The sequence below is a fragment of the Streptomyces sp. NPDC012474 genome, from assembly GCF_042955185.1.
Taxonomy (GTDB): Bacteria; Actinomycetota; Actinomycetes; order Streptomycetales; family Streptomycetaceae; genus Streptomyces; species Streptomyces cahuitamycinicus.
On record NZ_JBIBEP010000015.1, the window covers coordinates 94,562 to 119,312 of the forward strand.

A 24,751-nucleotide genomic window follows, 5' to 3' on the forward strand; every position below is an offset into this window, starting at 1 on the left:
TCGGATGAGTGCTGGGGCCCCTCCCACCACGCGTTCAGCGTAGTGGGGGAGCGGTAGGGCGACGGGGAGCAGGGGAGACCCCGTCAGGTCCCGGCGAGCCGGGCCTGCGCGGCACGCCACCGCTCGGTCCCGCCCCGGGGCTCGTACCGCGTGAGCGGCTGGGTGTTCACGAGCAGCCGCCGCATCCCGGGCAGGTCACCGACCAGCCCGTGCGCCCGCGCCTGCACGAGGACGTTCCCCAGCGCGGCGGCCTCGGTCGGCCCGGACACCACCGGCAGCCCGCACGCGTCGGCCGTCAGCTGGCACAGCAGGGCGTTGCGCGTGCCGCCTCCGACCACGTGCACGACGTCGACCGCGTGTCCCGCGAGCCGCTGGGCGTCCTGGACGGCCTTGCGGTGGGCGAGCGCCAGGGAGTCGAGGATGCACCGCGTCACCTCGGCCGGCGTCCCGGGCACGGGCTGCCCCGTGCCGCGGCACGCCTCGGCGATCCGCTCCGGCATCCGCCCTGGCGCGAGGAACGCCGCGTCCCCCGCGTCCACGACCGACCGCAGCGCCGGAGCCTTGGACGCCTCCAGCAGCAGCGCGCCCAGATCCGTCTCGCCCCAGGCCCGCACGCACTCCTGGAGCAGCCAGAGCCCCATGATGTTGCGCAGGTAGCGGACGGTGCCGTCCAGTCCCAGCTCGTTGGTGAAGTTGGCCGCCCGGCTCTCCTCGGTCAGCACCGGCGCGTCCAGCTCCAGCCCGGCCAGCGACCAGGTGCCCGTGCAGATGTAGGCGAACCGTTCGTCCGAGGCGGGTACGGCTGCCACCGCCGAGGCGGTGTCGTGCGACCCGACGGCCGTCACCGGCACGGGCCAGGTCAGCCCGGTCTCCTCCAGCACCTCGTCGCGCAGCAGTCCCGCCGGGTCGCCGGGTCGCCGCAGTGGTGCGAACAGCCCCAGGTCGATGCCGAGCCGGGAGGCGACGTCGTACGCCCAGTCGCGCGTCCCGGGGTCGATCAGCTGGGTCGTGGACGCGTTGGTCAGCTCCGTGCCCTGCTCGCCGGTCAGCCAGTACGTCAGCAGGTCCGGCATCAGCAGCAGCCGCCGGGCCTGGGCGAGCAGGGCCGTGGAGCGGGCGGCGGTGAGCTGGTACAGGGTGTTGAAGGGCGCGTACTGCAACCCGGTCGCGGCGTACAGCTCCGCGGCGGGCACGGTCGCCCACACCTTCTCCGCGACCCCCTCGGTCCGGGGGTCCCGGTAGTGCACCGGATTGCCGAGGAGCGCACCGTCCGCGTCCAGCAGCCCGTAGTCCACGGCCCAGCTGTCGATGCCGACGGAGTCGACCTGCCCCGCGGCCCGCAACCCGTCCAGCACTCCGGCGTACAGCCCGAGCACGTCCCAGCGCAGTCCCTCGGGCACCCGGACGGGGCGGTTGGGGAAGCGGTGCGCCTCGGCGAGCTCCAGGCTGTCCGGGCCGACGCGGCCGACCATGACGCGCCCGCTGGACGCGCCGAGGTCGACCGCGGCGTACGACTTCACGGCGCTCATCGCAGGAAGGCGGCCGCGACGCCGGCGTCGACGGGGATGTGCAGCCCGGTCGTGTGCGTGAGGTCTCCGCCGGTCAGCGCGAAGACGGCGGCCGCGACATGCTCCGGCAGCACCTCGCGCTTGAGGATGGTGCGCTGGGCGTAGAACTCACCCAGCTTCTCCTCCTCCACCCCGTACACGGCGGCCCGCTTGGCCCCCCATCCGCCGGCGAAGATCCCCGACCCCCGCACGACGCCGTCCGGGTTGACCCCGTTGACGCGGATGCCGTGCTCGCCCAGCTCGGCGGCGAGCAGCCGCACCTGGTGCGCCTGGTCGGCCTTGGTGGCGGAGTAGGCGATGTTGTTGGGGCCGGCGAACACGGCGTTCTTCGAGGCGATGTAGACGATGTCACCTCCCAGCTCCTGGGCGATCATCACCCGGGCGGCCTCCCGCGACACGAGGAAGGACCCGCGCGCCATGATGTCGTGCTGGAGGTCCCAGTCCTTGGCGGAGGTCTCCAGCAGCGGCTTGGAGATCGAGATGCCCGCGTTGTTGACGACGAGGTCCACTCCGCCGAAGGCCAGCACCGCCGCCCGGAACGCCTCGGCGATCTGCTCCTCGGAGGTGACGTCCACCGTCACGGCCACGGCCTTGTCCGGCCCGCCCAGCTCCTCGGCGACGGCGGCGGCGTTCTCACCGTTCAGGTCGGCGACGACGACACACGCCCCGTCGGCCACGAGCCGGTGCGCGATGGCCTTGCCGATCCCGCTCCCGGCACCCGTCACCAGCGCCACCCGGGTCGCCAGTGCCTTGGGCTTCGGCATCCGCTGAAGCTTGGCCTCCTCCAGCGCCCAGTACTCGATCCGGAACTTCTCCGACTCCTCGATCGGCGCGTACGTGGACACGGCCTCGGCCCCGCGCATCACGTTGACGGCGTTGACGTAGAACTCGCCCGCGACCCGGGCGGTCTGCTTGTCCTTGCCGAACGAGAACATGCCCACACCCGGCACCAGCACGATCGCCGGGTCGGCGCCGCGCATGGCGGGGGATCCGGGCTCGGCGTGCCGCCGGTAGTAGGCGGCGTACTCCTCGCGGTACTCGGCGTGCAGCTCCTTCAGCCGGGCGATCGCCTCGTCGAGCGGCGCGCCCGGCGGCAGGTCCAGCACCAGCGGCCGGACCTTGGTGCGCAGGAAGTGGTCGGGGCAGGAGGTCCCCAGCGCGGCCAGCCGCGGGTGTTCCGCGCTCGCGAGGAAGTCGAGGACGACCTCGCAGTCGTTGAAGTGCCCCACCTGGGGCCGGTCCTGGGAGGCGAGGGCGCGCACGTACGGCGCGAGGGCGGCGGCCCGCTCCCGGCGTTCATCGGCGCCCAGTGCCGCGTACCCCTCGATCACCGGGCCGAAGGGCTCGGGCTTCCCCCGCTCGGCGAGGAACCGCTCGGCGGTCCGGATGATGTGCAGCGAGTTCCGCTCGCACTCCTCGGAGCTGTCACCCCAGGCGGTGATCCCGTGTCCGCCGAGAACACACCCGACAGCCTGCGGATTGGCCTTCTTCACGGCGGCGATGTCCAGCCCGAGCTGGAATCCGGGCCGCCGCCACGGCACCCACACCACGCTGTCCCCGAAGCACTCGGCGGTCAGCTTCTCCCCGTCGGCGGCACAGGCGAGCGCGATCCCCGAGTCCGGGTGGAGATGATCGACGTGCGCGGCCTCGACCAGCCCGTGCATCGCGGTGTCGATGGAGGGAGCGGCCCCGCCCTTGCCGTGCAGGCAGTAGTCGAACGCGGCGACCATCTCGTCCTCACGCTCGACCCCCGGATACACCTCGACGAGTGCCCGCATCCGGTCCAGCCGCAGCACGGCCAGCCCCGCCTCGGTCAGCGTCCCGAGATCCCCACCGGACCCCTTGACCCACATCAGCTCGACGTCACCGCCGGTGACCGGATCGGTCTCGGTGCCCTTGGCGGAGGCGTTGCCCCCCGCGTAGTTCGTGTTCCGGGGATCGGCCCCGAGCCGGTGCGACCGGGCGAGGAGGGCGTCAGCTTCGGGATGGGTGGCCATGACAGTTCCTTTTCGAAAGAGAGGGGGTGAGGTGCCTTCTTCTGGGGGCGCGGGGAACTGCGCGATCAACCACAGACAACCCGCACTCCGCTGTCAACAGATCTCGGCAGACGCCTACGCACCCCACCCCGCCTGCTGCCCACCCACGCGCTCGGCGACGATCTTCTCGGCCCAACCGGAGTGCCGATAGGCCGCGAGAGGCTCGGGGTCCAGCCCCATCTCCTCCCGCACCTCCCGCAGCAGCGGCCGCACATCCGTGTTGTACGCGTCCATCACCACGGCATTGGCCTCCAGCACATCACCACCGCGCTGCGCGGCCTGCAACGCGTCACCGTCGACCAGCAGCGCCTTCGCCGTGGCCTCCTGCACGTTCATCACCGACCGGATGATCGCCGGGATCTTCGCCTCGATGTTGTGGCACTGGTCGAGCATGAACGCGACGTCGGCCGACAGCCCACCGCCCCGCACGACCTCGTACATGATCCGGAACAGCTGGAACGGATCCGCCGCCCCGACCATGAGGTCGTCATCCGCGTAGAACCGCGAGTTGAAGTCGAACCCCCCGAGCTTCCCCTCACGCAACAGCGTCGCCACGATGAACTCGATGTTGGTCCCCGGCGCGTGATGCCCGGTGTCGACGACGACCTGTGCCTTCGGTCCGAGCTTCAGACAGTGCGCGTACGCCGTGCCCCAGTCCGGGACGTCCGTCGTGTAGAACGCCGGCTCGAAGAACTTGTACTCCAGCAGCATCCGCTGCCCGTCCCCGAGCCGCTCGTAGACCTCGGCCAGCCCCTCGGCCAGCCGGTCCTGCCGCCCCCGGATGTCGTCCTGGCCGGGATAGTTCGTCCCGTCGGCGAACCACAGCTTCAGATCCGCCGAGCCCGTCGCATCCATGATGTCGACGCACTCCAGCAGATGATCCACGGCCTTGCGCCGCACGGAGGCCTCCGGATGGCAGATGCTCCCGAGCTTGTAGTCGTCGTCCTGGAAGGTGTTGGAGTTGATCGCGCCGAGCTTCACCCCGCGCTGCTCGGCGTGCTTGGCCAGCGCCGCGTAGTCGTCGACCTTGTCCCACGGGATGTGCAGGGCCACCGTCGGGGCGACGCCGGTGAACTCGTGCACCTTGGCCGCGTCGTCCAGCTTCTCGAACGGGGTGCGCGGCACACCCTGCTGCGCGAACACCTTGAACCGCGTGCCCGAGTTCCCGTAGGCCCACGACGGCGTCTCGACGGCCTGTGTCTTGAGAGCGGCCTTCGCCGCGGCGAGCTCGGTCACGTCAGGCTCCTGTGACATCGGGTCGTTACGACCACTGAATGAAACGATTCAGGACGCGAAGCTATGGGTCTCCCGAAGGGGTGTCAACCCCTCCGGCCAAGGCGGTTCCCCGTGACTCATGCGTGACCTTCTGTCCTCGAAATTTTTCGACCGGAACCCATTGACGTGACATGCGCGGCCCGCCTACGGTCCCGGCAACCCAGTTGAAACCTTTCACGACGCCGAGAGGGCCGACCCGCCGGCGTCGTCGAGGAGCCCTCATGACCCACCCGTCCACCACGGGTCCGGCCCCGGTTCTCGCCCTGAAGGACGTCTCCAAGTCCTTCGGCGCGGTCCGCGCACTGCGGGACGTCTCCCTGGAGCTGTTCCCCGGGGAGGTGCACGCACTCGCCGGTGAGAACGGCGCCGGCAAGTCCACCCTCATCAAGACCCTCGCCGGGGTGCACCGCCCGGACGCCGGCCAGGTGCTGCTCGACGGTGCGCCCGTCGCCTTCCACGGCCCCGGCGACGCCCGCGACGCCGGCATCGCCGTCATCTACCAGGAGCCCACGCTCTTCCCCGACCTGTCGATCGCCGAGAACATCTACATGGGCCGCCAGCCGCGCCGCGCCCTCGGCCGGATCGACCACAAGGCCACCCACAACGCGACGGCCGCCCTGATGGAGCGCCTCGGTGTCGAACTCGACCCCGACCGGCCCGCCCGCGGTCTGTCCATCGCCGACCAGCAGATCGTCGAGATCGCCAAGGCGCTCTCCTTCGACGCCCGGGTCCTGATCATGGACGAGCCGACGGCCGCCCTCACCGGCAGCGAGGTCGCCCGCCTCTTCGGCGTCGTGCGCACCCTGCGCGACCAGGGCGCCGCCGTGCTGTTCATCTCCCACCGGCTGGAGGAGATCTTCGAGATCTGCCGGCGGGTCACCACCCTGCGCGACGGCGCCTGGATCGCCAGCGAACCCCTGGAGGGCATGACCGAGGACGACCTCGTGCGCCGCATGGTCGGCCGCGACCTCGACGAGCTGTACCCCAAGCAGGAGGTCGAGCCGGGCGAGGTCGCCCTCAGCGTGCGCCGGCTGACCCGCGAAGGCGTCTTCACCGACGTCTCCTTCGACGTCCGGCACGGCGAGATCGTCGGCCTGGCCGGACTCGTCGGCGCCGGGCGCACGGAGGTCGCCCGGGCCGTCTTCGGCATCGACCGCTGGGACGCCGGTGAGGTCTCCGTCCACGGCAAGGCCCTGGTCAAGGGGGCACCGTCCACCGCCATGGCCGCCGGAGTCGCCCTGGTCCCCGAGGACCGGCGCGCCCAGGGCCTGGTGATGGACATGTCCATCGAGCGGAACATCGGGCTGACCGGGCTCCGCACGACGGTGAAGGCCGGACTCATGGACCGCGGCGCCGAGCGCAGCCGCTCCCTCGACTGGGCCGTCAAGCTCCAGGTCAAGTACGCCAGGATCGCCGACACCGTCAACACGCTCTCCGGCGGCAACCAGCAGAAGGTCGTGCTCGCCAAGTGGCTGGCCACCGGCCCGAAGGTGCTGATCGTCGACGAGCCCACCCGCGGCATCGACGTCGGCACCAAGGCCGAGGTGCACCGCCTGCTGTCCCAGCTGGCCGCCGACGGCGTGGCCGTCCTGATGATCTCCTCCGACCTGCCCGAGATCCTCGGCATGGCCGACCGCGTGCTGGTGATGCACGAGGGCCGCCTCACCGCCGAGATCCCCCGCACCGACGCCACCGAGGAAACCGTGATGGCCGCAGCCACCGGGAGGGCCGCCGCATGACGGTCGTCACCCCGCAAGAAGCCCCCGTGGCCGACGTGCCCAAGTCGAGCGGCACCCGGCTGGTCGACCGCGTCTTCAAGATGCGTGAACTCGCCATCCTGCTCGTCTTCCTGGTGATGATCGGCGTCACCCAGGCCGGCAACAGCGAGTTCCTGTCCGAGCAGGGCATCAAGGACCTGCTGCTCAACGCGACCATCCTGGTCCTCGTCGCCACCGGCCAGTCCCTCGTCGTCATCACCCGCAACGTCGACCTGTCCGTCGGATCCACCCTCGGCATCAGCGCGTTCGCCGCCGGTGTCTACCTCCAGGGCGGCGGCAACCCCGTCGTGGCGATCGCGCTGGCCGTGCTGTTCGGCATCGGCTTCGGACTGCTCAACGGACTGCTCGTCAGCCTCGGCCAGGTGCCGGCGCTCGTCGTCACCCTCGGCACGCTCTACATCATCCGGGGCATCGACTCCATCTGGGTCGGCTCCCGGCAGATCACCGCGGCCGATCTGCCCGGCGGATTCGTCGACTTCGGCTCCGGCGGCATCGCGGCGGTCCCGTACCTGGCGCTGATCGCACTGGCCGTGCTCATCGCCACCGCCTACTACCTCAGGCACTTCGCCAGCGGCCGCGAGCTGTACGCGCTCGGCTCCAACCCCGAGGCGGCGCGCCTCGCCGGCATCCCCGTCCGCAAGCGGATCCTCGCCGCGTACACCTTCTGCGGCGCCCTCGCCGGACTCGCAGGCGCGATGTACCTCGCCCGGTTCGGCAACGTCGACTCCGGCACCGGCAACGGCTACGAACTCACCGTCGTCAGCGCGGTCGTCGTCGGCGGGGTCGTCTTCACCGGCGGCTCCGGCAGCGTCTACGGCGCGGCCCTCGGGGCGCTGCTGCTGACCTCCATCAACAGTGTGCTGCCCGCCCTCGGCGTCAGCTCCGTCTGGGTGCTCGCCATCAACGGCATCCTGCTCATCCTCGCCATCGCGGTCGACCGGATCGTCGCGCTGCGCGTGGCCTCCGCCCTGAAGAAGAGGAACGCCCGCCATGGCTGACATCTCCCTGAGCCGGGCGGCCGGCTGGTCCGGCCTGAAGAGGTGGGATTCCGCCGTCGGCGCACTGCTCGTCGTGGTCCTGCTGTTCTCCTTCGGCTTCGTCGACGGGTTCGGCAACGCGCTCAACCTGTCGTTCCTGATCGGCAACACGCTGCCGATCGCGCTGATCGCACTGCCGATGACGCTGCTGGTCGTATCCGGTGAGATCGACCTGTCGGTCGCCTCCACGGCCGGTCTGTCCGGTGCCGTGATGGGCGCCCTGTGGAACCAGGGGATGACCATCGAGGCGATCATCCCGGTCTGTCTGCTGCTCGGTGTCGTGTGCGGGCTGGTCAACGGGCTGCTGGTGACCAGGCTGGGGCTGCCGTCCCTCGCCGTCACCATCGGCACGCTCGCCGCCTACCGGGGCATCGCGCAGATCGTGCTCGGGTCCGACGCGGTGACCGACTTCCCGGTCCAGTACCTGGACTTCGCGTCCGGGCGCATCGGCGACACGTTCGTGCCGTACGCCCTCCTGCCGTTCCTCGTCCTCCTCGCCATCGCCGTGGTCGCCCTGCACGCCACGCCGTTCGGGCGGTCGCTGTTCGCGATCGGGGCGAACGAGGAGGCCGCCCGGTTCGCCGGCATCCGGGTCAAGCGGCAGAAGCTGATCCTTTTCACCCTGACCGGTCTGATGGCCTCCCTGACCGGCATCTTCTGGGCGCTGCACTACGCCAGCGCCCGCTACGACAACGCCACCGGCCTCGAACTGTCCGTCGTGGCCGCCGTTCTGCTCGGCGGCATCGACTTCGACGGCGGCAAGGGCACGTTGGGCGGTGCGATCGCCGGGGTGTTCCTCCTCGGCGCGCTGCAGAACGTGATGAGCCTCCAGGACGTGTCCGCCCAGTCCCAGATCGTCGTCACCGGCGTCCTGCTCGTTCTGTCCGTGCTGGGCCCCCGGGTCCTGCGGCAGATCTCCCAAGCGCGGGCGGGCCGCAGAGCCGCCTCGACTCCCACCTCGTAACCCAGCCCTTCCTCGTAAAGGACCAACGCCATGCGCAAGTCAACCCTCCGCCGCAGCTGCGCGGCCCTCGCCACCGCCACCTCCCTCGCGCTCGCGCTCACCGCCTGCGGCGGCACCACCAAGAAGGACGTCGCCGACGAGGGCGCCTCCGCCGCCACCGCCGGCAAGGCCGACCCCAACGCCGCCACCAAGAAGGGCCTCACCGTCGGCTTCCTGCCCAAGCAGGTCAACAACCCGTACTTCACCAGCGCCGACAAGGGCGGCGAGAAGGCGCTGAAGGAGCTGGGGTCCAGCTACAAGGAGGTCGGCCCGTCCAGCGCGACCGACACCGCCGGGCAGGTCTCCTACGTCAACACGCTCACCCAGCAGCAGGTCGACGCCATGGCCGTCTCCGCGCAGGACCCCGGTGCGCTGTGCACCGCCCTGAAGCAGGCCATGAAGAACGACATCAAGGTCGTCACCTACGACTCCGACACCACCCCCGACTGCCGCAACGCCTTCGTCTCCCAGGCCTCCGCCGAGGACCTGGGCCGCACCGAGGTGCAGCTGCTCGCCAAGCAGATCGACTACAAGGGCGAGATCGCGATCCTGTCCGCCGCGCAGACGGCGACGAACCAGAACACCTGGATCGACTTCATGAAGGACGAGCTGAAGAAGCCCGAGTACAAGGACATGAAGCTGGTGAAGACCGCGTACGGCAACGACGACGCCCAGCAGTCCTTCCAGCAGACCCAGGGCCTGCTCCAGGAGTACCCGAACCTGAAGGGGATCATCTCCCCGACCACCGTCGGCATCAAGGCCGCCGCCCAGTACCTGTCGGGCTCCAAGTACAAGGGCAAGGTCAAGCTGACCGGCCTCGGCACCCCGAACGACATGCGCAAGTACGTCAAGAACGGCACCGTCGAGGCGTTCGAGCTGTGGGACCCGGCCAAGCTCGGCGAGCTGGCCGCCCGTACCGCCGTCGCCCTGTCCTCCGGGCAGATCACCGGCAAGGAGGGCGAGACCTTCAAGGCCGGCTCCATGGGCGAGTACACCATCGGCAAGGACGGCGTGATCAGCCTCGGCAAGCCGACCGTGTTCGACGCCAAGAACATCGACCAGTTCAACTTCTGACCGACGGAGGGTTGTTGATGCAGCGCGTGTGCTTCCTGCTGAAGGTCCGGGCGGAGCGCCTCGACGAGTACCGCGAGCGGCACGCCGCGGTGTGGCCCGAGATGCTCCAGGCACTCTCACAGACCGGCTGGCACAACTACTCGCTCTTCCTGCGCGAGGACGGACTGCTCGTCGGCTACCTCGAGACCGAGGACTTCGCCGCCGCACAGGCCGGCATGGAAGCCACCGACGTCAACGCCCGCTGGCAGGCGGAGATGGCGCCGTTCTTCGAGTCGCTGGACGGCGCCAGGCCCGACGAGGCCATGAAACCGCTCACGGAAGTGTTCCACCTCGCCTGAACAATGGAGTTCATGAGATGCACAGACGTACATTGCTGGCCGCCGCTCTCGCCGGAGCCGTCGTGACCCCCGCCCTCACCTCCGGCACCGCACGGGCCGCCGACCCCGGCCCCTCCGTGACCCGGACCGGCACCACCACGCTCGACAGCCAGGCCATCTTCTTCGTGTCCTACGACGGGTTGGTCAACAACAACGCGTTCCAGAAGAACGGTCTGCTGACCTACAAGGGCTACCAGTACGCCGTCTGGTACACCGCCGACCGCAACGCCGTCGTCGGCCGCCGCGCCCTCGGTGCCGGCACCTGGTCCACCGTGAAGGTCGGACACTCCCTCCGCTACAACGACTCCCACAACGTCATCTCCATGGGCGTCTCCAAGGTCGACGGCCGGCTGCACCTCAACATGGACTCCCACAGCGACGGCTTCACCTACGTCAAGTCGGTCGCCGGGCTCCTGGACAACCCCGGAGGGCTGAGCTGGACCACGAGCCGCTTCGGTGCGCCCCAGTCCACCCTGGACGGACTGGCGCTGACCTCGCAGTTCACCTACCCGCAGTTCATATCCACGCCGGAGGGCAGGCTCCAGCTGAGCTACCGCGTCGCCGTCTCCGGCAACGGGCGCAACGCCCTCGCCGAGTACGACGGCACCAAGTGGACCAACCTGGGGGAGTGGTCCAGCTCGACCGGCACGTACACCAGCGAGCACGGCTCCTCGACCGCCCGCAACATGTATCTGCACGGCATCGACTACGACAGGAACGGCCGGCTGCACTCGCTCTTCACCTGGCGCGAGCAGAACGGCGCCGTGATGTGCAACGGCGGCGGCATCACCAACCACGACACCGGCTACGTCTACTCCGACGACCGGGGCCGCACCTGGCGCAACAACGCCGGCACCGTCGTCGGCGTCACCGGCGGCTCCGACAAGGTGTCCGTGACCGACGCCGGTCTGGTCGTCGACCCGCTCAACCCGGACCACTCCCTGATGAACCAGGAGAGCCAGTGGACCGACTCGGCCGGCCGCCCCCACGCCATCATCAGCTACGTTCCCGGCCGCTTCGGCCAGTGCACGACGAACTACGCCGCCAACCGCACGGCCAACGGCCGCGCTTTCCTCGTCCGCAAGAGCTCCTCCGGCCCCTGGCAGAAGACCGAGATACCGGTGCCGCTGAACTCCAGCCAGCGCACCAAGTTGGTCATGGACAAATACAACAACGCTTACGCGATCTTCCCGTTCGGCCGGATCGCCGCCGCCTCGGCGGCCTCCGGGCACACCGACTGGAGGATCCTCTTCGACGGCAGCGGCCTCAACGCCTTCGGCGAGGTCGTCATCGACGAGACGCGGGTCGCGCAGGACGGCGTGCTGTCCTTCATGTACCAGGAGAAGTCCAGCGGAACGACGCCCTCCGCGCTGCATGTGATCGACTTCCGCCTGCCCGCCTGACCGCATCCGGTCCCCGGGGCGGCGTGCCGGTAGTGTGAAGCCGCCCCGGCCGCCGCCCCCCCCTCGTCTCCCTCTGGAGGTCCCTGCCCGATGGCCCAGTCGGTGGGTATCAAGGACGTCGCCCGCGTCGCCGGAGTCTCCGTCGGCACGGTCTCGAACGTGATCAACCGCCCGGACACGGTCGCGACCGAGACCCGGGCCCGGGTGCTGTCCGCGATAGACCGGCTCGGCTACGTCCGCAGCGAGTCCGCGCGCCAGTTGCGCGCCGGCCGCAGCCGCATCATGGGGCTGCTCGTCCTGGACATGGGTAACCCCTTCTTCGTCGACGTGGCGCGCGGGGCCGAGCGCGCCGCCCGCCAGGCCGGAGTCGGCGTGATGGTCTGCAACAGTGCCCAGGACCCGGGCGAGGAGGCCGAGTACCTGTCGCTCTTCGCCGAGCAGCGGGTGCGCGGCGTGCTGCTCACGCCCGCCGACGCGACCGGCCGCAACATCGAGGCGTTCCGCCGCCACGGCATCCCGTTCGTCCTCGTCGACCGGGTCGCCGAGGGCACCACCGAGTGCTCGGTCTCCGTCGACGACGTGGCGGGCGGCGCCCTGGCCGTACGCCACCTCGTCGACGCCGGGCACCGCTCCCTCGCCTACGTCAGCGGCCCGCCCGGCCTGAACCAGGTCCGCGACCGCCGCACCGGCGCCCTCGCAGCGCTCGCCGAGGCCGGGCTCGGGCCCGACGCGCTGCGCGAACTGCCCACCGAACGGCTGGACGTCGCCGCCGGCCGCGACGCCGGGGCCCGGCTGCTCGGCCTCGCCGACCGGCCCACCGCCGTGTTCTGCGCCAACGACCTGCTCGCCCTGGGCGTCCTGCAGGCCATGTACGCGGCCGGTGTCGGCGTCCCCGACGACCTCGCCATCGTCGGCTACGACGACATCGAGTTCGCCGCCGCCGCCGCCGTCCCGCTCACCTCGGTGCGGCAGCCCGCCGTCACCATGGGCGCCATGGCCGCCGACCTGCTCCTGGAGGAGACGGAGGAAGAGGGCGCGGGGCGGGCACACGAGCACCACAGGGTCGTCCTCCAGCCCGAGCTGGTGGTCCGCCGCTCCAGCCTGTCCGCCCGCTGAGTCTGAACCGCCGTTCAGCAAGGTTTCATGATCGAAGGACTCACGAGCGGACGCTCGCTGTGATGAACTGGGACGCGGCCCGAAAATTCGTCCGTCCCGGGAGCCCTGTTGACCCACAGCTACCGCCAGCCCGGAGTCGTCCTCACCGACCGCCGCTTCACCGTCCCCCTCGACCACCACCGCCCCGACGGCGAGACGATCGAGCTGTACGCCCGCGAGGTCGTCGCGAGCGACAAGACGCACCAGGACCTCCCGTGGCTGCTCTATCTCCAGGGCGGTCCCGGCTTCGGAGCGGACCGGTCCGTCGGCCGGCCGGGCTGGCTCGGCAGGGCCCTGAAGGAGTACCGCGTCCTCCTCCTCGACCAGCGCGGCACCGGCCACAGCACACCCGCCGGCCGCCAGACGCTCCCGCTGCGCGGCGGCCCGGCCGAGCAGGCCGCCTACCTCACGCACTTCCGCGCCGACTCCATCGTCCGCGACTGCGAGGCGATCCGCGCCGAGGTCACCGGCGGCACTCCCTGGACCGTCCTCGGCCAGAGCTTCGGCGGCTTCTGCGTGACCAGCTACCTCTCCTTCGCCCCCGAGGGCCTGGCGGCCGCCGTCATCACGGGCGGGCTGCCCTCCCTCGACGCCCACGCCGACGACGTCTACCGGGCCGCGTTCCCGCGCGTCGAACGCAAGGTCGGCGCCCACTACGCCCGCTACCCGCAGGACGCCGAACGCGCCCGCCGCATCGCCGACCACCTGCTTCACCACGACGTGGTCCTGCCCAACGGCTACCGGCTCTCCGTCGAGGCCTTCCAGTCGCTCGGCATCGTCCTCGGCACCGGCGACGGCACCCACCGCCTGCACTACCTCCTGGAGAACGCCTTCGTCCGCACCCCGCAGGGCTTCACGCTCTCCGACGCGTTCCTGGAGCAGGTACAGGCCATGCTCTCCTACGCCCGCCACCCGCTGTACGCCCTGATCCACGAGTCGATCTACGGCCAGGACGCCCGGCCCACCGACTGGTCGGCCGAGCGGGTCCGCGCCGAGTTCCCGCAGTTCGACGCCGCCAAGGCGCTCGCGGGCGACGAGCCCCTCCTGTTCACCGGAGAATCGATCCACCCCTGGATGTTCGAGTGCGACCCGGCCCTGCGCCCGCTGCGCGAGACCGCCGGCCTGCTCGCCGCTCGCACCGACTGGACGCCCCTGTACGACCCGGCCCGCCTCGCCGCCAACCAGGTACCGGTCGTGGCGGCCGTCTACCACGACGACATGTACGTCGACACGGCCCACTCCCTGCGCACCGCCCGCACGATCCGGGGCTTGCGCACCTGGATCACGGACGAGTTCGAGCACGACGGCATCCGCACCGGCGGCCCCCGTGTCCTCGACCGGCTGCTGGCCCTCGTACGGGACGAGGCGTGATGCCGTGCCGTACGCCCCGTGATGTCGGTGACGCCGATTAGTCTGCGGACATGACGACCACTCAACTGCAGCCCATGCCCGGCGACTGGCGGCGTGCCCTCGCGGTCGTGGCACACCCGGACGACCTGGAGTACGGCTGCTCGGCCGCGATCGCGGCCTGGACCGACGAGGGCCGCGAGGTCGCCTACGTCCTCGCGACCCGGGGCGAGGCGGGCATCGACACCATCGAGCCCGCGCGGTGCGGGCCGCTGCGCGAGCGGGAACAGCGGGCGAGCGCGGCGGTGGTGGGCGTGTCGGAGGTGGAGTTCCTCGACCACAGGGACGGCGTCATCGAGTACGGCACCGCCCTGCGCCGCGACATCGCCGCCGCCATCCGCAGGCACAAGCCCGAGCTGGTCATCACGCTCAACCACCGTGACACCTGGGGCGGCGTCGCCTGGAACACCCCGGACCACGTGGCCGTCGGCCGCGCCACGCTCGACGCGGCCGGCGACGCCGGAAACCGGTGGATCTTCCCCGAGCTCGTCGAGCAGGGCCTCGACCCCTGGGACGGCGTGCGCTGGGTCGCGGTCGCGGGCTCGAGCACCCCCACCCACGCCGTCGACGCGACGGACGGTATGGAGCGCGCGGTGGCCTCGCTGCTGGAACACCGCAGCTACATCGAGGTGTTGACCGACGAGGACCCGGAGACCTACGTCCGCCGTTTCCTGACCGGGCACGCCGAGGCCATGGGGGAGCGGTTCGGAGGCAGGCCGGCGGTGACGTTCGAACTGTTCGGCAGATGACCGGCGCACGACGGGGGAGACCATGACAGGCAGCGAGGAACTGGCCGAGCGGTTCGAGGAGCACCGCGGCCATCTGAGGGCGGTCGCGTACCGCATGCTGGGGTCACTGGCCGAGGCGGAGGACGCCGTCCAGGAGGCCTGGCTGCGGCTGAGCCGCTCCGACGCGGACGACATCGCGAACCTCGGCGGCTGGCTGACGACCGTGACCGGCCGCATCTGCCTGGACCTGCTGCGCTCGCGCGCCGCACGCCACGAGGAACCGATGGGCGACGCCTTCGTCCCGGACCCGGTGCTGCGACCCCTGGCGCAGGTCGTCGACCCGGCGGAGGAGGTGCTCCAGGCCGACTCCGTGGGCCTGGCCCTGCTCGTCGTCCTGGAGAACCTGGCGCCCGACGAGCGGCTCGCGTTCGTGCTGCACGACATGTTCGCCGTGCCGTTCGACGACATCGCGCCGACCGTGGAGCGCAGCCCGGCCGCGACCCGGCAGTTGGCGAGCCGTGCGCGGCGCCGGGTGCGTGGCGCCACCCCGTCGGCCGATCCGGACCTCGGCCGGCAGAAGCGGGTGCTCGACGCCTTCCTGGCCGCCTCGCGCGGCGGTGATTTCGAGGCGCTGCTCGCACTGCTGCACCCGGACGTGGTACTGCGGGCCGACTCGGGGGCGTTCGTGCGGGGCGCGGCCGCGTCCAAGGTCGTCCACGGCGCGAAGACGGTGGCGGAGCAGGCGCTGATGTTCGCCCGCTACGCGCAGGCCGCACAGCTGGTGCTGGTCAACGGCTCGGTCGGGGTCGTCCACGCGCCCGAGGGCCGCGTGCAGTCGGTCATGGGCGTCACGATCGCCGACGGCCGCATCACCGGCCTGTACATCCTGGCCGACCCCGAGCGACTGGAGCGCCTGGAGTCACCCGGGCCGGCGGTGTGACCGGAACTCAGCCGTCAGTTGTCGTTCCGTATGCTGAACGGCATGCGAGAACACCAAGCTGAGCTGGCCGACCTGCGCGGCGACTGCGAGCGGTGCTTCGGGCTGTGCTGCGTCGCCCTGCCCTTCGCCGCCTCGGCCGACTTCGCGGTCGACAAGGCCGCCGGCACGCCCTGCCGCAACCTCCGGGAGGACCACCGCTGCGGCATCCACGCGAAGCTGCGGCAGAAAGGGTTCTCCGGTTGCACGGTCTACGACTGCTTCGGCGCCGGGCAGCAGGTCTCGCAGGTCACGTTCGGCGGGCAGGACTGGCGTACCGGTCCGCGGGACGACGCCCGCCGAATGTTCGAGGTGTTCCCGGTGGTCAGGCAGCTGCACGAGCTGCTGTGGTACCTGACCGAGGCGCTCGCCCTGCCGGCGGCCCGTCCCGTCCACGCCGAGCTGCGCAAGGCCCTGGAGAGGACCGAGGAGCTGACCGGCGGGACCCCCGAGGAACTCGCCGGGCTGGACGTGGCCGCGCACCGCCAGGAGGTCAACGTCCTGCTGCTCAGGACGAGCGAGCTGGCCAGGGCCGGCACCAAGGGCCGGAAGAAGGACCGCCGGGGCGCGGACCTCATGGGCGCCCGGCTCAGGGGCGCCGACCTGCGCGGCGCCAGCCTCCGCGGCGCCTACCTCATCGCCGCCGACCTCACCGGTGCGGACCTGCGGGGAGCCGACCTGATCGGCGCCGACCTGCGCGACGCGGACCTCACGGACGCCGACCTGACCGGCGCGTTCTTCCTCACCCAGCCACAGCTGAACGCCGCCCGGGGGAGTGCCGGGACCCGGCTGCCCGGGTCAGTCGCCCGCCCCGGGCACTGGACGGCGCAGGTCTGAGGCCGGCTCCCGCACCGCCGTACGGCGCTCCGGGCGCAGCCGCAGGCCCTCCGGCATCAGGGTCAGCCGTTCCGTCACGCGCAGCCGGTAGGCCGGGTCGGCCCGCAGCTCGTAGCGCCGCAGCAGCAGTCCGAGCACCAGCGTGGCCTCGTGCAGCGCGAACTGGCGCCCGATGCACGCCCGGGCGCCCGTCCCGAACGGCTTGAAGGTGTGCGCCGGCCGGGACCGTACGGCCTGCGCGTCGAAGCGGTCGGGGTCGAACCGCTCGGCGTCCGCGCCCCACACCTCGGGGTCCCGGTGCAGCATCGGCGTCAGCACCAGTGCCCACGCCCCGCGCCGCATGGGATGCTCGCCCGCCAGCACCGTGTCCTGTCGGGCCTGCCGGGAGAACGCGGGCGCGGTGGGCCACAGCCGCAGCGACTCGTCCAGCACCCGCCGGACGTAGCGGAGCCGGGCCACCTGCTCGTACGCGGGTTCCGCCGTGTCGCCCCACACCCGGTCCACCTCGGCGCGGGCCCGGGCCGCGATCTCGGGGTGGCGGGCGAGGTAGTGCAGGGCGAAGGAGAGTGCGCCCGAGGTCGTCTCGTGGCCGGCGACGAGGAACGTGATGACCTGGCGGCGGACGTTCTGCGGCGCCAGCCGTTCCCCGGTGTCGGGATGGGCCGTCTCCAGCATGCGGTCGAGCAGATCGCCGGCACCGCCGCCGGTGGCGCGCCGGGCCCGGACCAGTTCGTCGACCGTGTGGTTGAGGAGGGCGATGTCGGCCTCGTTGCGGCGGCTCGCGCTCCGCAGCAGCAGCGGGGCCAGCGGGAAGGGGACGGTGTTGAGCCGCTGCGCGTAGGTCAGCGTGCCCACCATCGCCGTCACGAAGGGATGCGGCCGGGAGCGCTCGAACGAGCCGAAGTCGTGCCCGAAACCGGTGCGCGCGATCGTCTCCAGCGTCAGCTTGGTCATGTCGCCGGGCACGTCCACGGCCCGGCCCGTCGCCGCCGCCCGGTCCCAGTGTTCCGTCAGCCGCTGCGCGACGGACAGCATCATGGGGTGGTAGCCGGCCATGGCGTCACGGCTGAACCCCGGGGCGAGCACATCGTGGGCCAGCTGCCAGTTGGGCTCGTGGTTGTACGCCGTGAACAGGCCGTCCCCGGCGACCGGCCGCAGGTTGGCCACGCCGAGTCCCACGTGTTTGGCGAACCGCGCCTCGTCCGCGAGGTCGGCCGTGTGCCGGGCACCCCACACGAACACGAACTCCTTGCCGAACGCCTGCCGCCTGAAGACCGGTCCCAACCGGCGCGCGTAGCGCATCGACTCCTGCACGGGGGTGCGCCGGTTCACGCCGACCACGTCACCGAGGAGCGGGATCCTGCGCGGCGGATGCGGAATGCGCTCCAGCTCCGGCCATGCATGCTCGGCGCTGCGGAACCCCTTGGGCTCCCCGGTCCGTATCGGCGCCTGGGCCATGACGCGATCTCCCTTGATCCGGCGGCGGGTTCGCACGTGTTGTACGTCGGTTCAATAGCGCGCTTCAGTCTGGTCCCGTTGTTGAACCGACGTCAAGTAAAGTGCGGGCATGGCCGCGAACCAAGGCGGGCGCACACGTCGCCGGCTCAGTACCGAGGAGCGCCGGGAGCAGCTTCTGTCGGTCGGGGCGCGGCTGTTCTCGGAGAGTCCCTTTGACGACGTGTGGATCGAGCAGGTCGCCGAGATCGCCGGGGTGTCGCGCGGGCTGCTGTACCACTACTTCCCGACCAAACGGGACTTCTTCGCGGCGGTCGTCGAGCGCGAGAGCGAGCGCATGCTCCGCATGACGGCGGCGGTGCCCGGCATACCGGTCCGCGAGCAGCTCGCGGCGGGTCTTGAGACGTTCCTGGAGTACGTCCAGGCGCACGCGCACGGCTATCGGGCCTTCCACCGCGCCGACGCGGCCGGGGATCAGGCGGTGCGACGGGTCTACCAGCGGGCTCTGGCCGCGCAGGAGCGGCAGATCCTCGCCGCACTGGGCGCGGATCCCGAGTTCGGCCCGGATTTCGGGGAGCGGCCGGAGATCCGGCTGGCCGTGCGCGGCTGGCTGGCGTTCACCACGGCCGTCTGTCTGGAGTGGCTGCGCGGCACGGAGTTGAGCCGGGAGCAGGTGCGTGAGCTGTGTGCACGCGCACTGCTGGGCGTCCTCGCCGTCTGAATGGTCTCGCAAAGCCGCGTGACGTGGTTGGCGTGCACCCCGATCTTCGGTAGGTTAGGTGAGGCTTACCTAAGGAGGTCTGGGATGGGTGACGACAGCCACAGCTGGACAGCGGCTCCCGCCGCCGCGGAGCGGGCGCGCTCGGTGCTCGCCGCCGCGTGGTCCTGCTCCGTGACCGCGGAGGGCACGCGGGAGGAGCTGGTCGGCGCGCACACCGTGGGCGAGGACGGCCGGGTGTACGTGGACGTGCCCGAGGACAGTTCCCTGCTCGCGGCCGCGATCTGCGCGCCCCGCGGCGAGCCGTCCGCGGTACTGGAGTTCGCCGACGTCGCGCCCGTCCCGGTCGGCAACCGGATCCGCGCCCGGCTGTGGCTCGCGGGCTGGTTCGCCGTCGAGGGCGAGCGGCTCGCCTTCACGCCCACGCGCGTGGTGCTGCGGCGGCCGTCCGGCTCGGTGGTCGTGGACCTCGGCGAGTTCGCCGCCGCCGTGCCCGACCCGCTCACCACGGCCGAGGCCCGGTTGCTGACCCACCTCGCCGACTGCCACGCCGACGCCGTCGAGCGGCTCACCCGCCTCGTCGACTCCGGCAGCCTGCACGGCGCTGTCCGCGTCCAGCCCCTCGCCGTCGACCGGCACGGGCTGACGCTGCGCATCGAACGCGCCCGCGCCCACGCCGACGTACGCCTCGCGTTCCACGCGCCCGCCGACGACGTCGCGCAGCTCACCGAACGTATGCACATCCTGCTCAGCCAGGCCAGCGCCGCGTCGTGCCCGCGGGCCCTACAGCGGCAGCGCACAGACGGCGACGGGTGAGGGGAACGCTCCGCCCGCGCGCCGCAGTTCGCCGTCCGCCCCGTTCACGTGGAAGACGGTGACGGTGGAGGACTTCTGATTGGCCGCGAACAGCAGCGTGCCCTCCGGCGAGAAGGCGATCTGCCGCGGGAAGTCACCGCCGACCGGCACCGTGCCGAGCAGCCTGAGCCGGGCGCCGTCCGCCTCGACGGCGTAGCGGGTGAGGCTGTTGTGGCCGCGGTTGGCGAGATAGGCGTGGCGGCCGTCGGCGGTCACCAGGATCTGCGCCGGGTAGCTGGTGCCCGAGCCCGTGCCCGTGGACTGTGCCTCGACGACCTCCACACGGCCGGAGGCCGGGTCGTACGAGCAGACCGCCACGGTGTTGTCGACCTCGTTGGCGAGATACGCGTACCGGCCGTCCGGGTGGAAGGTGAGGTGGCGCGGTCCCGCGCCCGGCCGGGTGTGTGCCTGCGCGACCTCGGTGAGCGTGCCGGCCTTGTCGTCCAGCCGGTACGTGTAGACGGTGTCCGTCCCCAGATCGACGGCGAGGACATGGCCCCCGTCCGGGCTGGTGACGAACTGGTGGGCGTGCGGGCCGTCCTGACCCGGGCCGGGCGGCGGAGCGGTGTGCCGGACGAGGTCGGTGCGCTCGCCCAGGGCGCCCGAGGCGTCGATGGGATGCACGGCCACGCTGCCCGAGCCGTAGTTCGCGCTGAGCAGCCAGCGCCCGCCCGGATGCACCGACAGATGGCAGGGGGCCGCCCCGCCGGTGCCCCGGCTGCCCAGGACCTTCCGGTCGGCCAGCCGCACGGCGGTCACGGCACCGTCGCCGCGCTCGTCCACGGCGTACAGCGTGCGGCGGTCCGGGTGGATCGCGAGGTACGAGGGGTCGCCGACGCCGGTGACGGTGCCGGTGGCGGTGATCCGGCCCGTCGCCGCGTCGTACGTGGCCAGACCGATGCCCTTGCCGCCGCCCTCTGCGGACGTGTAGGTGCCGATGTACAGCGGGCGGGGCCCGGAGGGGCGGCGGGCCTCCCCCGACGGGCCCGTGCCCGTCTCGGGCTGCGGGGCCGGAGTCGTCGCCGGCGCGGGGGAGTTGTCACAGGCCGGCAGCGCCGCCGCGGCGGCCCCGCCCGCCAGTGCGCCGACGAACCGGCGCCTGCTCCAGCCACCACTGTCCATGTCGCCCCTCAGGTCGTCACTCGTCCCCGTCGTGACAGCCACCTTGACGTTTCCGAGCCGCCGGGTGCAACAACGGCAGGCCCCGGCCGCCTACCAGTCCCCGTCCTCGACCGGTTGGCCCGGGGCGTCCTTGAGCTGCTGGATCTGCCCCGGCGTGGGCGGCTGCCAGGGCTCGTGGTCGTCGCCGAGCCAGTCGCCGACCGGCTTGACGGACCGGAGCGTGCCGGTGGGGGCCACATCCAGCGCGTCCTCGTCGTAGTAGTCGAACCAGGGCAGGCCCGCCCGGGTGTACGCGGCCCGGTCGACCGGCGACGGGGGCGCGGCCTCGCCGGTGATGCGGCGCCACTCCGGGGGTGTCACCAGGTGGACGAAGACCCGGCCCGCGGGCTGCTCCGACCAGTCCGTGAGCGGCCGGTCGTCCTGGTAGACCTCCTGCCGCAGGGAACCGCCGACGCCCAGACCCATCGCGGCGGCCGCGCGGGGAGGACCCGCCGGAGCGGCTGCCGCGGCCGGCGCCGGAACCGGCCCGGGCGCGGGCGGGGCTGCCATCGGCATGGAGGCGCCGAAGCCGGCCGAGGCGGACGGCGCCGCCATGGGCATCGCGGCGCCGTAGCCACTCGGCGGAGGCACCGCCTGCTGCCGCTCCGCCCGCTGCCGCTCCTCCTCCCGCCACCGCGCCAGCTCCCGGTCGTTCAGGGCGAAGGAACGCAGCTGGACCCCGCCCCACACCTCCTCGCCCGTGACCTGCCCCTCCACGGTGGCGCCCAGGCCGAGCGGGACGGCCACGAACTGCCGGACGGTGCCCGTGCCGGAGTTGATGCCGTCCAGCCAGGGCTGGCGGGGGAGCACCACGTAGTTCTGCGGGCCGCGGGTGAGGCGGTCGCTCCAGGGGCGGCCCGAGACCGCGCACACCTTGCCGACCCCCACCTGGAGCGCGGCCGGCTCCGAGGTGCCCGCGAAGCTCAGCCACATCGCCTCGCGCAGATACACCGGCAGCATCACACCGCCGCGCGCCCGCCACGCCTCGGGAACCCTGTCCCCGTAGTCCGCGACCCGCCGCACCGGGAACTCGCCGAGCCCCGGCGGCAGCGGATGCGTCCCGGTCTCCGGCAGGCGCAGGGTGCGGATGAACCGCACGGCGACCCCGCCCGGCAGCCGCAGTGTGTTCCCGTCGATCCGCACGGTCGTGTCGGCCATCGGTCCGCTCCTCGCATCAGGCGCCGGCCCTTGCCGGCGTTCCCCTCAGGGGTCCTTTCCCATGCCCGTCCGGGTCGCTCGGCCGGACGCACAGAGGGAGAGGGCCCCTCAGCGAGAACGCCCGCCGAACCCCGCGCGGTTCCGCCACATCTGTTCCGTGACGCCCAGCCGCTCCCGCAACCGTGTCAGACGGGGCATCCGGGCGCGCTGCTCGCGCGACACACGGTCCAGTTCCTCGAACAGGCGCCGGGTGCGGTGCTCGGTGTCGAGCTCGTCGAGGATGCGGTTGACCTCTGTCAGGACGGCTCCCGGAAGCTGCCAGTGCCCGGGCGCCCGTTCGGCCTCCTCGCGCAGCAGCAGCGCCAGCTTGTCGCGGGTACCCGCCGCGGTGCGCAGTTCCGCGGCCAGACGCTCCTCCGCCGACTCGGCGCTCGTGCTGAGGTGGGTGGTCACCAGCACCGCGAAGCTCACCACGGCGTCGGCGATCTCGGACAGCAGCTGCTCCAGGGCGGCGCCCGTCTCGGCCTCGAACGGGGGCTCGGGTTCGCGCTCCTTCGCGAGGTCGGTGAGGGAGCGGGCGAGGACCCGCAGGACGACCGTGCAGATCTCCAGCGTGTCGAGGCCGGTGCGCAGCACGACCCGGTGCAGCACGCTGTCCTGCACACGCGGGTTGAGCCGCAGACTGTCCTCGGCCTGCCGGAGGGCCGCGTCCACCTCGACGATGTCGTGGTCCAGGCGGCGCGCCTCGTGCAGCTGCTTCTCCGCGCGGTCCACGGGCGTGCCGCCGGCGGCCTCCTCGCCCATGCGCAGCATCAGCTGCCGCAGTCGCCGGGCCAGGTCCCCGATCGACTCGCCCGCTTCCTCCACCCACACCGGCGGAGCCAGCAGCAGGTTGCAGGCGAGGCCGACGACCGCCCCGATCAGCGTCTCCACCACTCGGGCCCAGGCGGTGTCCCCGACGCTGGTGACGCCGAGGACGAGCATCGCGCTGATCGCGACCTCGGGTACGTACTCCTCGACCCGGACCAGCCGGCCCACGGCCAGCGAGGCCACCAGGAGCAGCGCCAGACTCCACCAGGTCAGGCCCACCAGCAGGCTGAAGGCGATGGCGAGGAGAACGCCGGTCACCACGGCGTTCACCCGCCGGAAGCCGTTGGTGAGCGTGGCGTACAGCGTCACCTGGACGACCAGAAGCGCCGTCAGGGGAGCGGTGAGGGGCGCCGCCTCGGGGCTCAGGCGCAGCGCGATGACGTAGGCGATCGTCGCGGCGGTCGCGGACCGCAGCGTCTGGACGACCACGGGATCACGGCGCTTCCTGACGATCCGCCCGGCCTGCGCCGTCCACTCGCGTACCTCTCGCATCCTCGGGCTGTTCCCTTTCCCCGGCGCATCGAACGCATCCGTCGAACACGTCCGTGAAGGACGCTCATGAAGGACGTTAGTGCCGGGGCAAACCACGGGCGACCGAGGGGCTCAGGCGTACACCTTGTCGAGGAAGGCGGCCAGATGGCCCGTGGTCCGCTCGATCTGCTCCTCCAGGGTGAGGCTCTCCTCGAACCGGGCCCCGCTCTCCAGCGCCTTCTTCCCGCGTACGTACAGGGAACAGGCGAGGTCGGTGCACATGTACGCCCCGACGGTGTTGCCCTCACGCCCGGCCGCCCCCGCCTTGCGGGCGGTCATCAGCGAGACGCCGCCCCGCGGGTGGGTCGTCAGGCACAGCGAGCACATGCTGCGGTGCAGGAACCCGCGCTGCGCTGCTTGGAACCGCATCGCGACGCCGACGAGCCGCCCTTCCCGCCCGGTCACCAGGTAGCTCCGGTCGGGCGCCCCCGGGTCACGCCACCCGAGGAAGTCGAGATCGTCCCAGGGCCGCGCGTCGAGGTCCCGGGGCACGGCCAGACGCTTGGCCTCGCCCTTCGAGCAGTTGATGAAGGAGGAGCGGATGTCCTGCTCGGTGAGCGGCTGCACGGGAGTCTCCTGGGATGCGGTCGTCGCGAAACCTAGGGGTCCTAGGTTCATGGGCCAGGTCAGGTTAGACAGCCTCGGCGCAGCGGGCGACCGGATTTCCGTCAGGCCTCGTCACCCGGGACGCCCGGCGGCCACACCCCGGGGGCCAACACCCCCAGAGCGTACGCGCGGGCCACCAGTTCCGTGCGGTTGGAGGCGCCCCAGCGGGACGACAGGCGGCGCAGATGGTAGGTCACCCCGTCCGCGGTGAGCGCCGTCTCCCGGGCTGCCCGGGCCGTGGTGGCGCCGGCGGCCAGAAGTGCCAGGATGCGGGCCTCCACCGGGGTGACCGGGGTCTGTGCAGCGGGTGCGGCGGGGGAGGAGGCGCGTTCGGCGTCCACCCGGAGCATCACCAGCAGCGCGGGGGTGTCCTCCACCGTGTCGCTGACCGGATCCGCTGTCAGTTCGCCGTAGCGCTCCACCTCGCCGGGGGTCTGCCAGCGCACAGCTACCTGGTAGCGCGAGCGGTGGCGCAGGCGCAGGGCCTGCGCGATGCGCTCCACCTGCGTGGCCTCCCGCGGGCTGAACAGATCGAGCACGTCACGGCCGCGCAGCCGCCCCGGCGTCGTACCGCACTCCGCGGCCATGGCCGGATTGGCCAGCAGTACCGCCCCGTACACGTCGCACACCGCGACCGGCATCGCGACCCGGTCGAACAGCAGCAGCGCGCGGTTGCGCCACGTCACGGCCTCCTGCCGAACCCGGTCCACGCATTCCTCCTGCCATACCGGGCCGCTCCCGCG

22 protein-coding genes are annotated in these 24,751 nt (G+C 71.8%); 13 read left to right on the forward strand and 9 right to left on the reverse strand.

Going from position 1 to position 24,751, the window contains the following annotated elements:
* Window positions 1-83 precede the first annotated feature (83 nt).
* The 3 genes from ACFY9S_RS28650 to rhaI form a co-directional block, all read right to left on the reverse strand.
* Entirely contained in the window at window positions 84-1,529 is a 1,446-nt protein-coding gene (locus tag ACFY9S_RS28650) for an FGGY-family carbohydrate kinase (RefSeq protein WP_391133636.1), read from the reverse strand.
* Window positions 1,526-3,565: a bifunctional aldolase/short-chain dehydrogenase gene (locus ACFY9S_RS28655; RefSeq protein ID WP_391133639.1), complete on the reverse strand. Its 2,040-nt coding sequence runs from the start codon at window positions 3,563-3,565 to the stop codon at window positions 1,526-1,528. Before ACFY9S_RS28655 ends, ACFY9S_RS28650 begins: the two co-directional genes overlap by 4 nt.
* Before the next feature lie 114 nt (window positions 3,566-3,679).
* Complete coding sequence (gene rhaI, locus ACFY9S_RS28660; protein WP_391133642.1) at window positions 3,680-4,840, reverse strand: L-rhamnose isomerase; 1,161 nt, start codon at window positions 4,838-4,840, stop codon at window positions 3,680-3,682.
* Between the two features lie 260 nt (window positions 4,841-5,100).
* Between rhaI and ACFY9S_RS28665 the strand changes: the two genes are divergently transcribed.
* The 11 genes from ACFY9S_RS28665 (at window position 5,101) to ACFY9S_RS28715 (ending at window position 16,654) form a co-directional block, all read left to right on the forward strand.
* The gene (locus tag ACFY9S_RS28665; protein WP_391133645.1) at window positions 5,101-6,618 is read left to right on the forward strand and encodes an ATP-binding cassette domain-containing protein; all 1,518 of its coding nucleotides are present in this window, start codon (window positions 5,101-5,103) and stop codon (window positions 6,616-6,618) included.
* A complete protein-coding gene (locus tag ACFY9S_RS28670) occupies window positions 6,615-7,655 on the forward strand; it encodes an ABC transporter permease (protein ID WP_391133647.1) in 1,041 nt (346 codons plus the stop codon). The genes ACFY9S_RS28665 and ACFY9S_RS28670 overlap by 4 nt, the downstream gene beginning before the upstream one ends.
* Window positions 7,648-8,658, forward strand: coding sequence for an ABC transporter permease (locus tag ACFY9S_RS28675; protein WP_391133650.1), 1,011 nt, complete (start codon window positions 7,648-7,650; stop codon window positions 8,656-8,658). Before ACFY9S_RS28670 ends, ACFY9S_RS28675 begins: the two co-directional genes overlap by 8 nt.
* Window positions 8,659-8,688: 30 nt before the next feature.
* Window positions 8,689-9,771 carry a rhamnose ABC transporter substrate-binding protein gene (gene rhaS, locus ACFY9S_RS28680; protein ID WP_391133652.1) on the forward strand — a complete coding sequence of 361 codons (1,083 nt, stop codon included), beginning with the start codon at window positions 8,689-8,691 and terminating at the stop codon, window positions 9,769-9,771.
* Window positions 9,772-9,788: 17 nt separating this feature from the next.
* The gene (locus ACFY9S_RS28685; RefSeq protein WP_102908957.1) at window positions 9,789-10,109 is read left to right on the forward strand and encodes an L-rhamnose mutarotase; all 321 of its coding nucleotides are present in this window, start codon (window positions 9,789-9,791) and stop codon (window positions 10,107-10,109) included.
* Window positions 10,110-10,126: 17 nt separating this feature from the next.
* Window positions 10,127-11,551: a BNR-4 repeat-containing protein gene (locus tag ACFY9S_RS28690; RefSeq protein ID WP_391133655.1), complete on the forward strand. Its 1,425-nt coding sequence runs from the start codon at window positions 10,127-10,129 to the stop codon at window positions 11,549-11,551.
* 90 nt (window positions 11,552-11,641) lie between these two features.
* The gene (locus ACFY9S_RS28695) at window positions 11,642-12,667 is read left to right on the forward strand and encodes a substrate-binding domain-containing protein (protein ID WP_391133658.1); all 1,026 of its coding nucleotides are present in this window, start codon (window positions 11,642-11,644) and stop codon (window positions 12,665-12,667) included.
* Between the two features lie 108 nt (window positions 12,668-12,775).
* Window positions 12,776-14,077: an alpha/beta fold hydrolase gene (locus ACFY9S_RS28700; RefSeq protein ID WP_391133662.1), complete on the forward strand. Its 1,302-nt coding sequence runs from the start codon at window positions 12,776-12,778 to the stop codon at window positions 14,075-14,077.
* Between the two features lie 50 nt (window positions 14,078-14,127).
* Window positions 14,128-14,862 (forward strand): PIG-L family deacetylase, encoded by a 735-nt coding sequence (locus tag ACFY9S_RS28705; protein ID WP_391133665.1) that lies wholly within the window; start codon window positions 14,128-14,130, stop codon window positions 14,860-14,862.
* Between the two features lie 22 nt (window positions 14,863-14,884).
* Window positions 14,885-15,781, forward strand: a complete 897-nt coding sequence (sigJ, locus tag ACFY9S_RS28710; protein WP_391133668.1) for an RNA polymerase sigma factor SigJ — start codon at window positions 14,885-14,887, stop codon at window positions 15,779-15,781.
* Window positions 15,782-15,811: 30 nt separating this feature from the next.
* Window positions 15,812-16,654: a pentapeptide repeat-containing protein gene (locus ACFY9S_RS28715; RefSeq protein WP_391133885.1), complete on the forward strand. Its 843-nt coding sequence runs from the start codon at window positions 15,812-15,814 to the stop codon at window positions 16,652-16,654.
* Here the strand turns inward: ACFY9S_RS28715 and ACFY9S_RS28720 are convergent.
* On the reverse strand, window positions 16,616-18,112 hold the full coding sequence (locus tag ACFY9S_RS28720; protein WP_391133671.1) for a cytochrome P450: 1,497 nt from the start codon (window positions 18,110-18,112) through the stop codon (window positions 16,616-16,618). The genes ACFY9S_RS28715 and ACFY9S_RS28720 overlap by 39 nt on opposite strands.
* Before the next feature lie 109 nt (window positions 18,113-18,221).
* On the opposite strand from ACFY9S_RS28720, the gene ACFY9S_RS28725 reads away from it, so the two are divergent.
* Together ACFY9S_RS28725 and ACFY9S_RS28730 are read left to right on the forward strand one after the other, a co-directional pair.
* Window positions 18,222-18,830: a TetR family transcriptional regulator gene (locus ACFY9S_RS28725; protein ID WP_391133673.1), complete on the forward strand. Its 609-nt coding sequence runs from the start codon at window positions 18,222-18,224 to the stop codon at window positions 18,828-18,830.
* Window positions 18,831-18,914: 84 nt separating this feature from the next.
* On the forward strand, window positions 18,915-19,643 hold the full coding sequence (locus ACFY9S_RS28730) for a DUF2470 domain-containing protein (protein ID WP_391133676.1): 729 nt from the start codon (window positions 18,915-18,917) through the stop codon (window positions 19,641-19,643).
* On the opposite strand, the gene ACFY9S_RS28735 is transcribed toward ACFY9S_RS28730, so the two are convergent.
* From ACFY9S_RS28735 to ACFY9S_RS28755, 5 genes are all read right to left on the reverse strand, one after another.
* Complete coding sequence (locus tag ACFY9S_RS28735) at window positions 19,611-20,804, reverse strand: beta-propeller fold lactonase family protein (RefSeq protein WP_391133888.1); 1,194 nt, start codon at window positions 20,802-20,804, stop codon at window positions 19,611-19,613. The two genes, ACFY9S_RS28730 and ACFY9S_RS28735, sit on opposite strands and share 33 nt — an antisense overlap.
* A gap of 90 nt (window positions 20,805-20,894) precedes the next feature.
* The gene (locus ACFY9S_RS28740; RefSeq protein WP_391133678.1) at window positions 20,895-22,001 is read right to left on the reverse strand and encodes a hypothetical protein; all 1,107 of its coding nucleotides are present in this window, start codon (window positions 21,999-22,001) and stop codon (window positions 20,895-20,897) included.
* 108 nt (window positions 22,002-22,109) lie between these two features.
* Window positions 22,110-23,363 (reverse strand): FUSC family protein, encoded by a 1,254-nt coding sequence (locus ACFY9S_RS28745; RefSeq protein WP_391133681.1) that lies wholly within the window; start codon window positions 23,361-23,363, stop codon window positions 22,110-22,112.
* 111 nt (window positions 23,364-23,474) lie between these two features.
* The gene (locus ACFY9S_RS28750) at window positions 23,475-23,969 is read right to left on the reverse strand and encodes an FBP domain-containing protein (protein ID WP_391133684.1); all 495 of its coding nucleotides are present in this window, start codon (window positions 23,967-23,969) and stop codon (window positions 23,475-23,477) included.
* Window positions 23,970-24,070: 101 nt separating this feature from the next.
* The gene (locus ACFY9S_RS28755; protein WP_391133686.1) at window positions 24,071-24,718 is read right to left on the reverse strand and encodes a PAS domain S-box protein; all 648 of its coding nucleotides are present in this window, start codon (window positions 24,716-24,718) and stop codon (window positions 24,071-24,073) included.
* Window positions 24,719-24,751 lie beyond the last annotated feature (33 nt).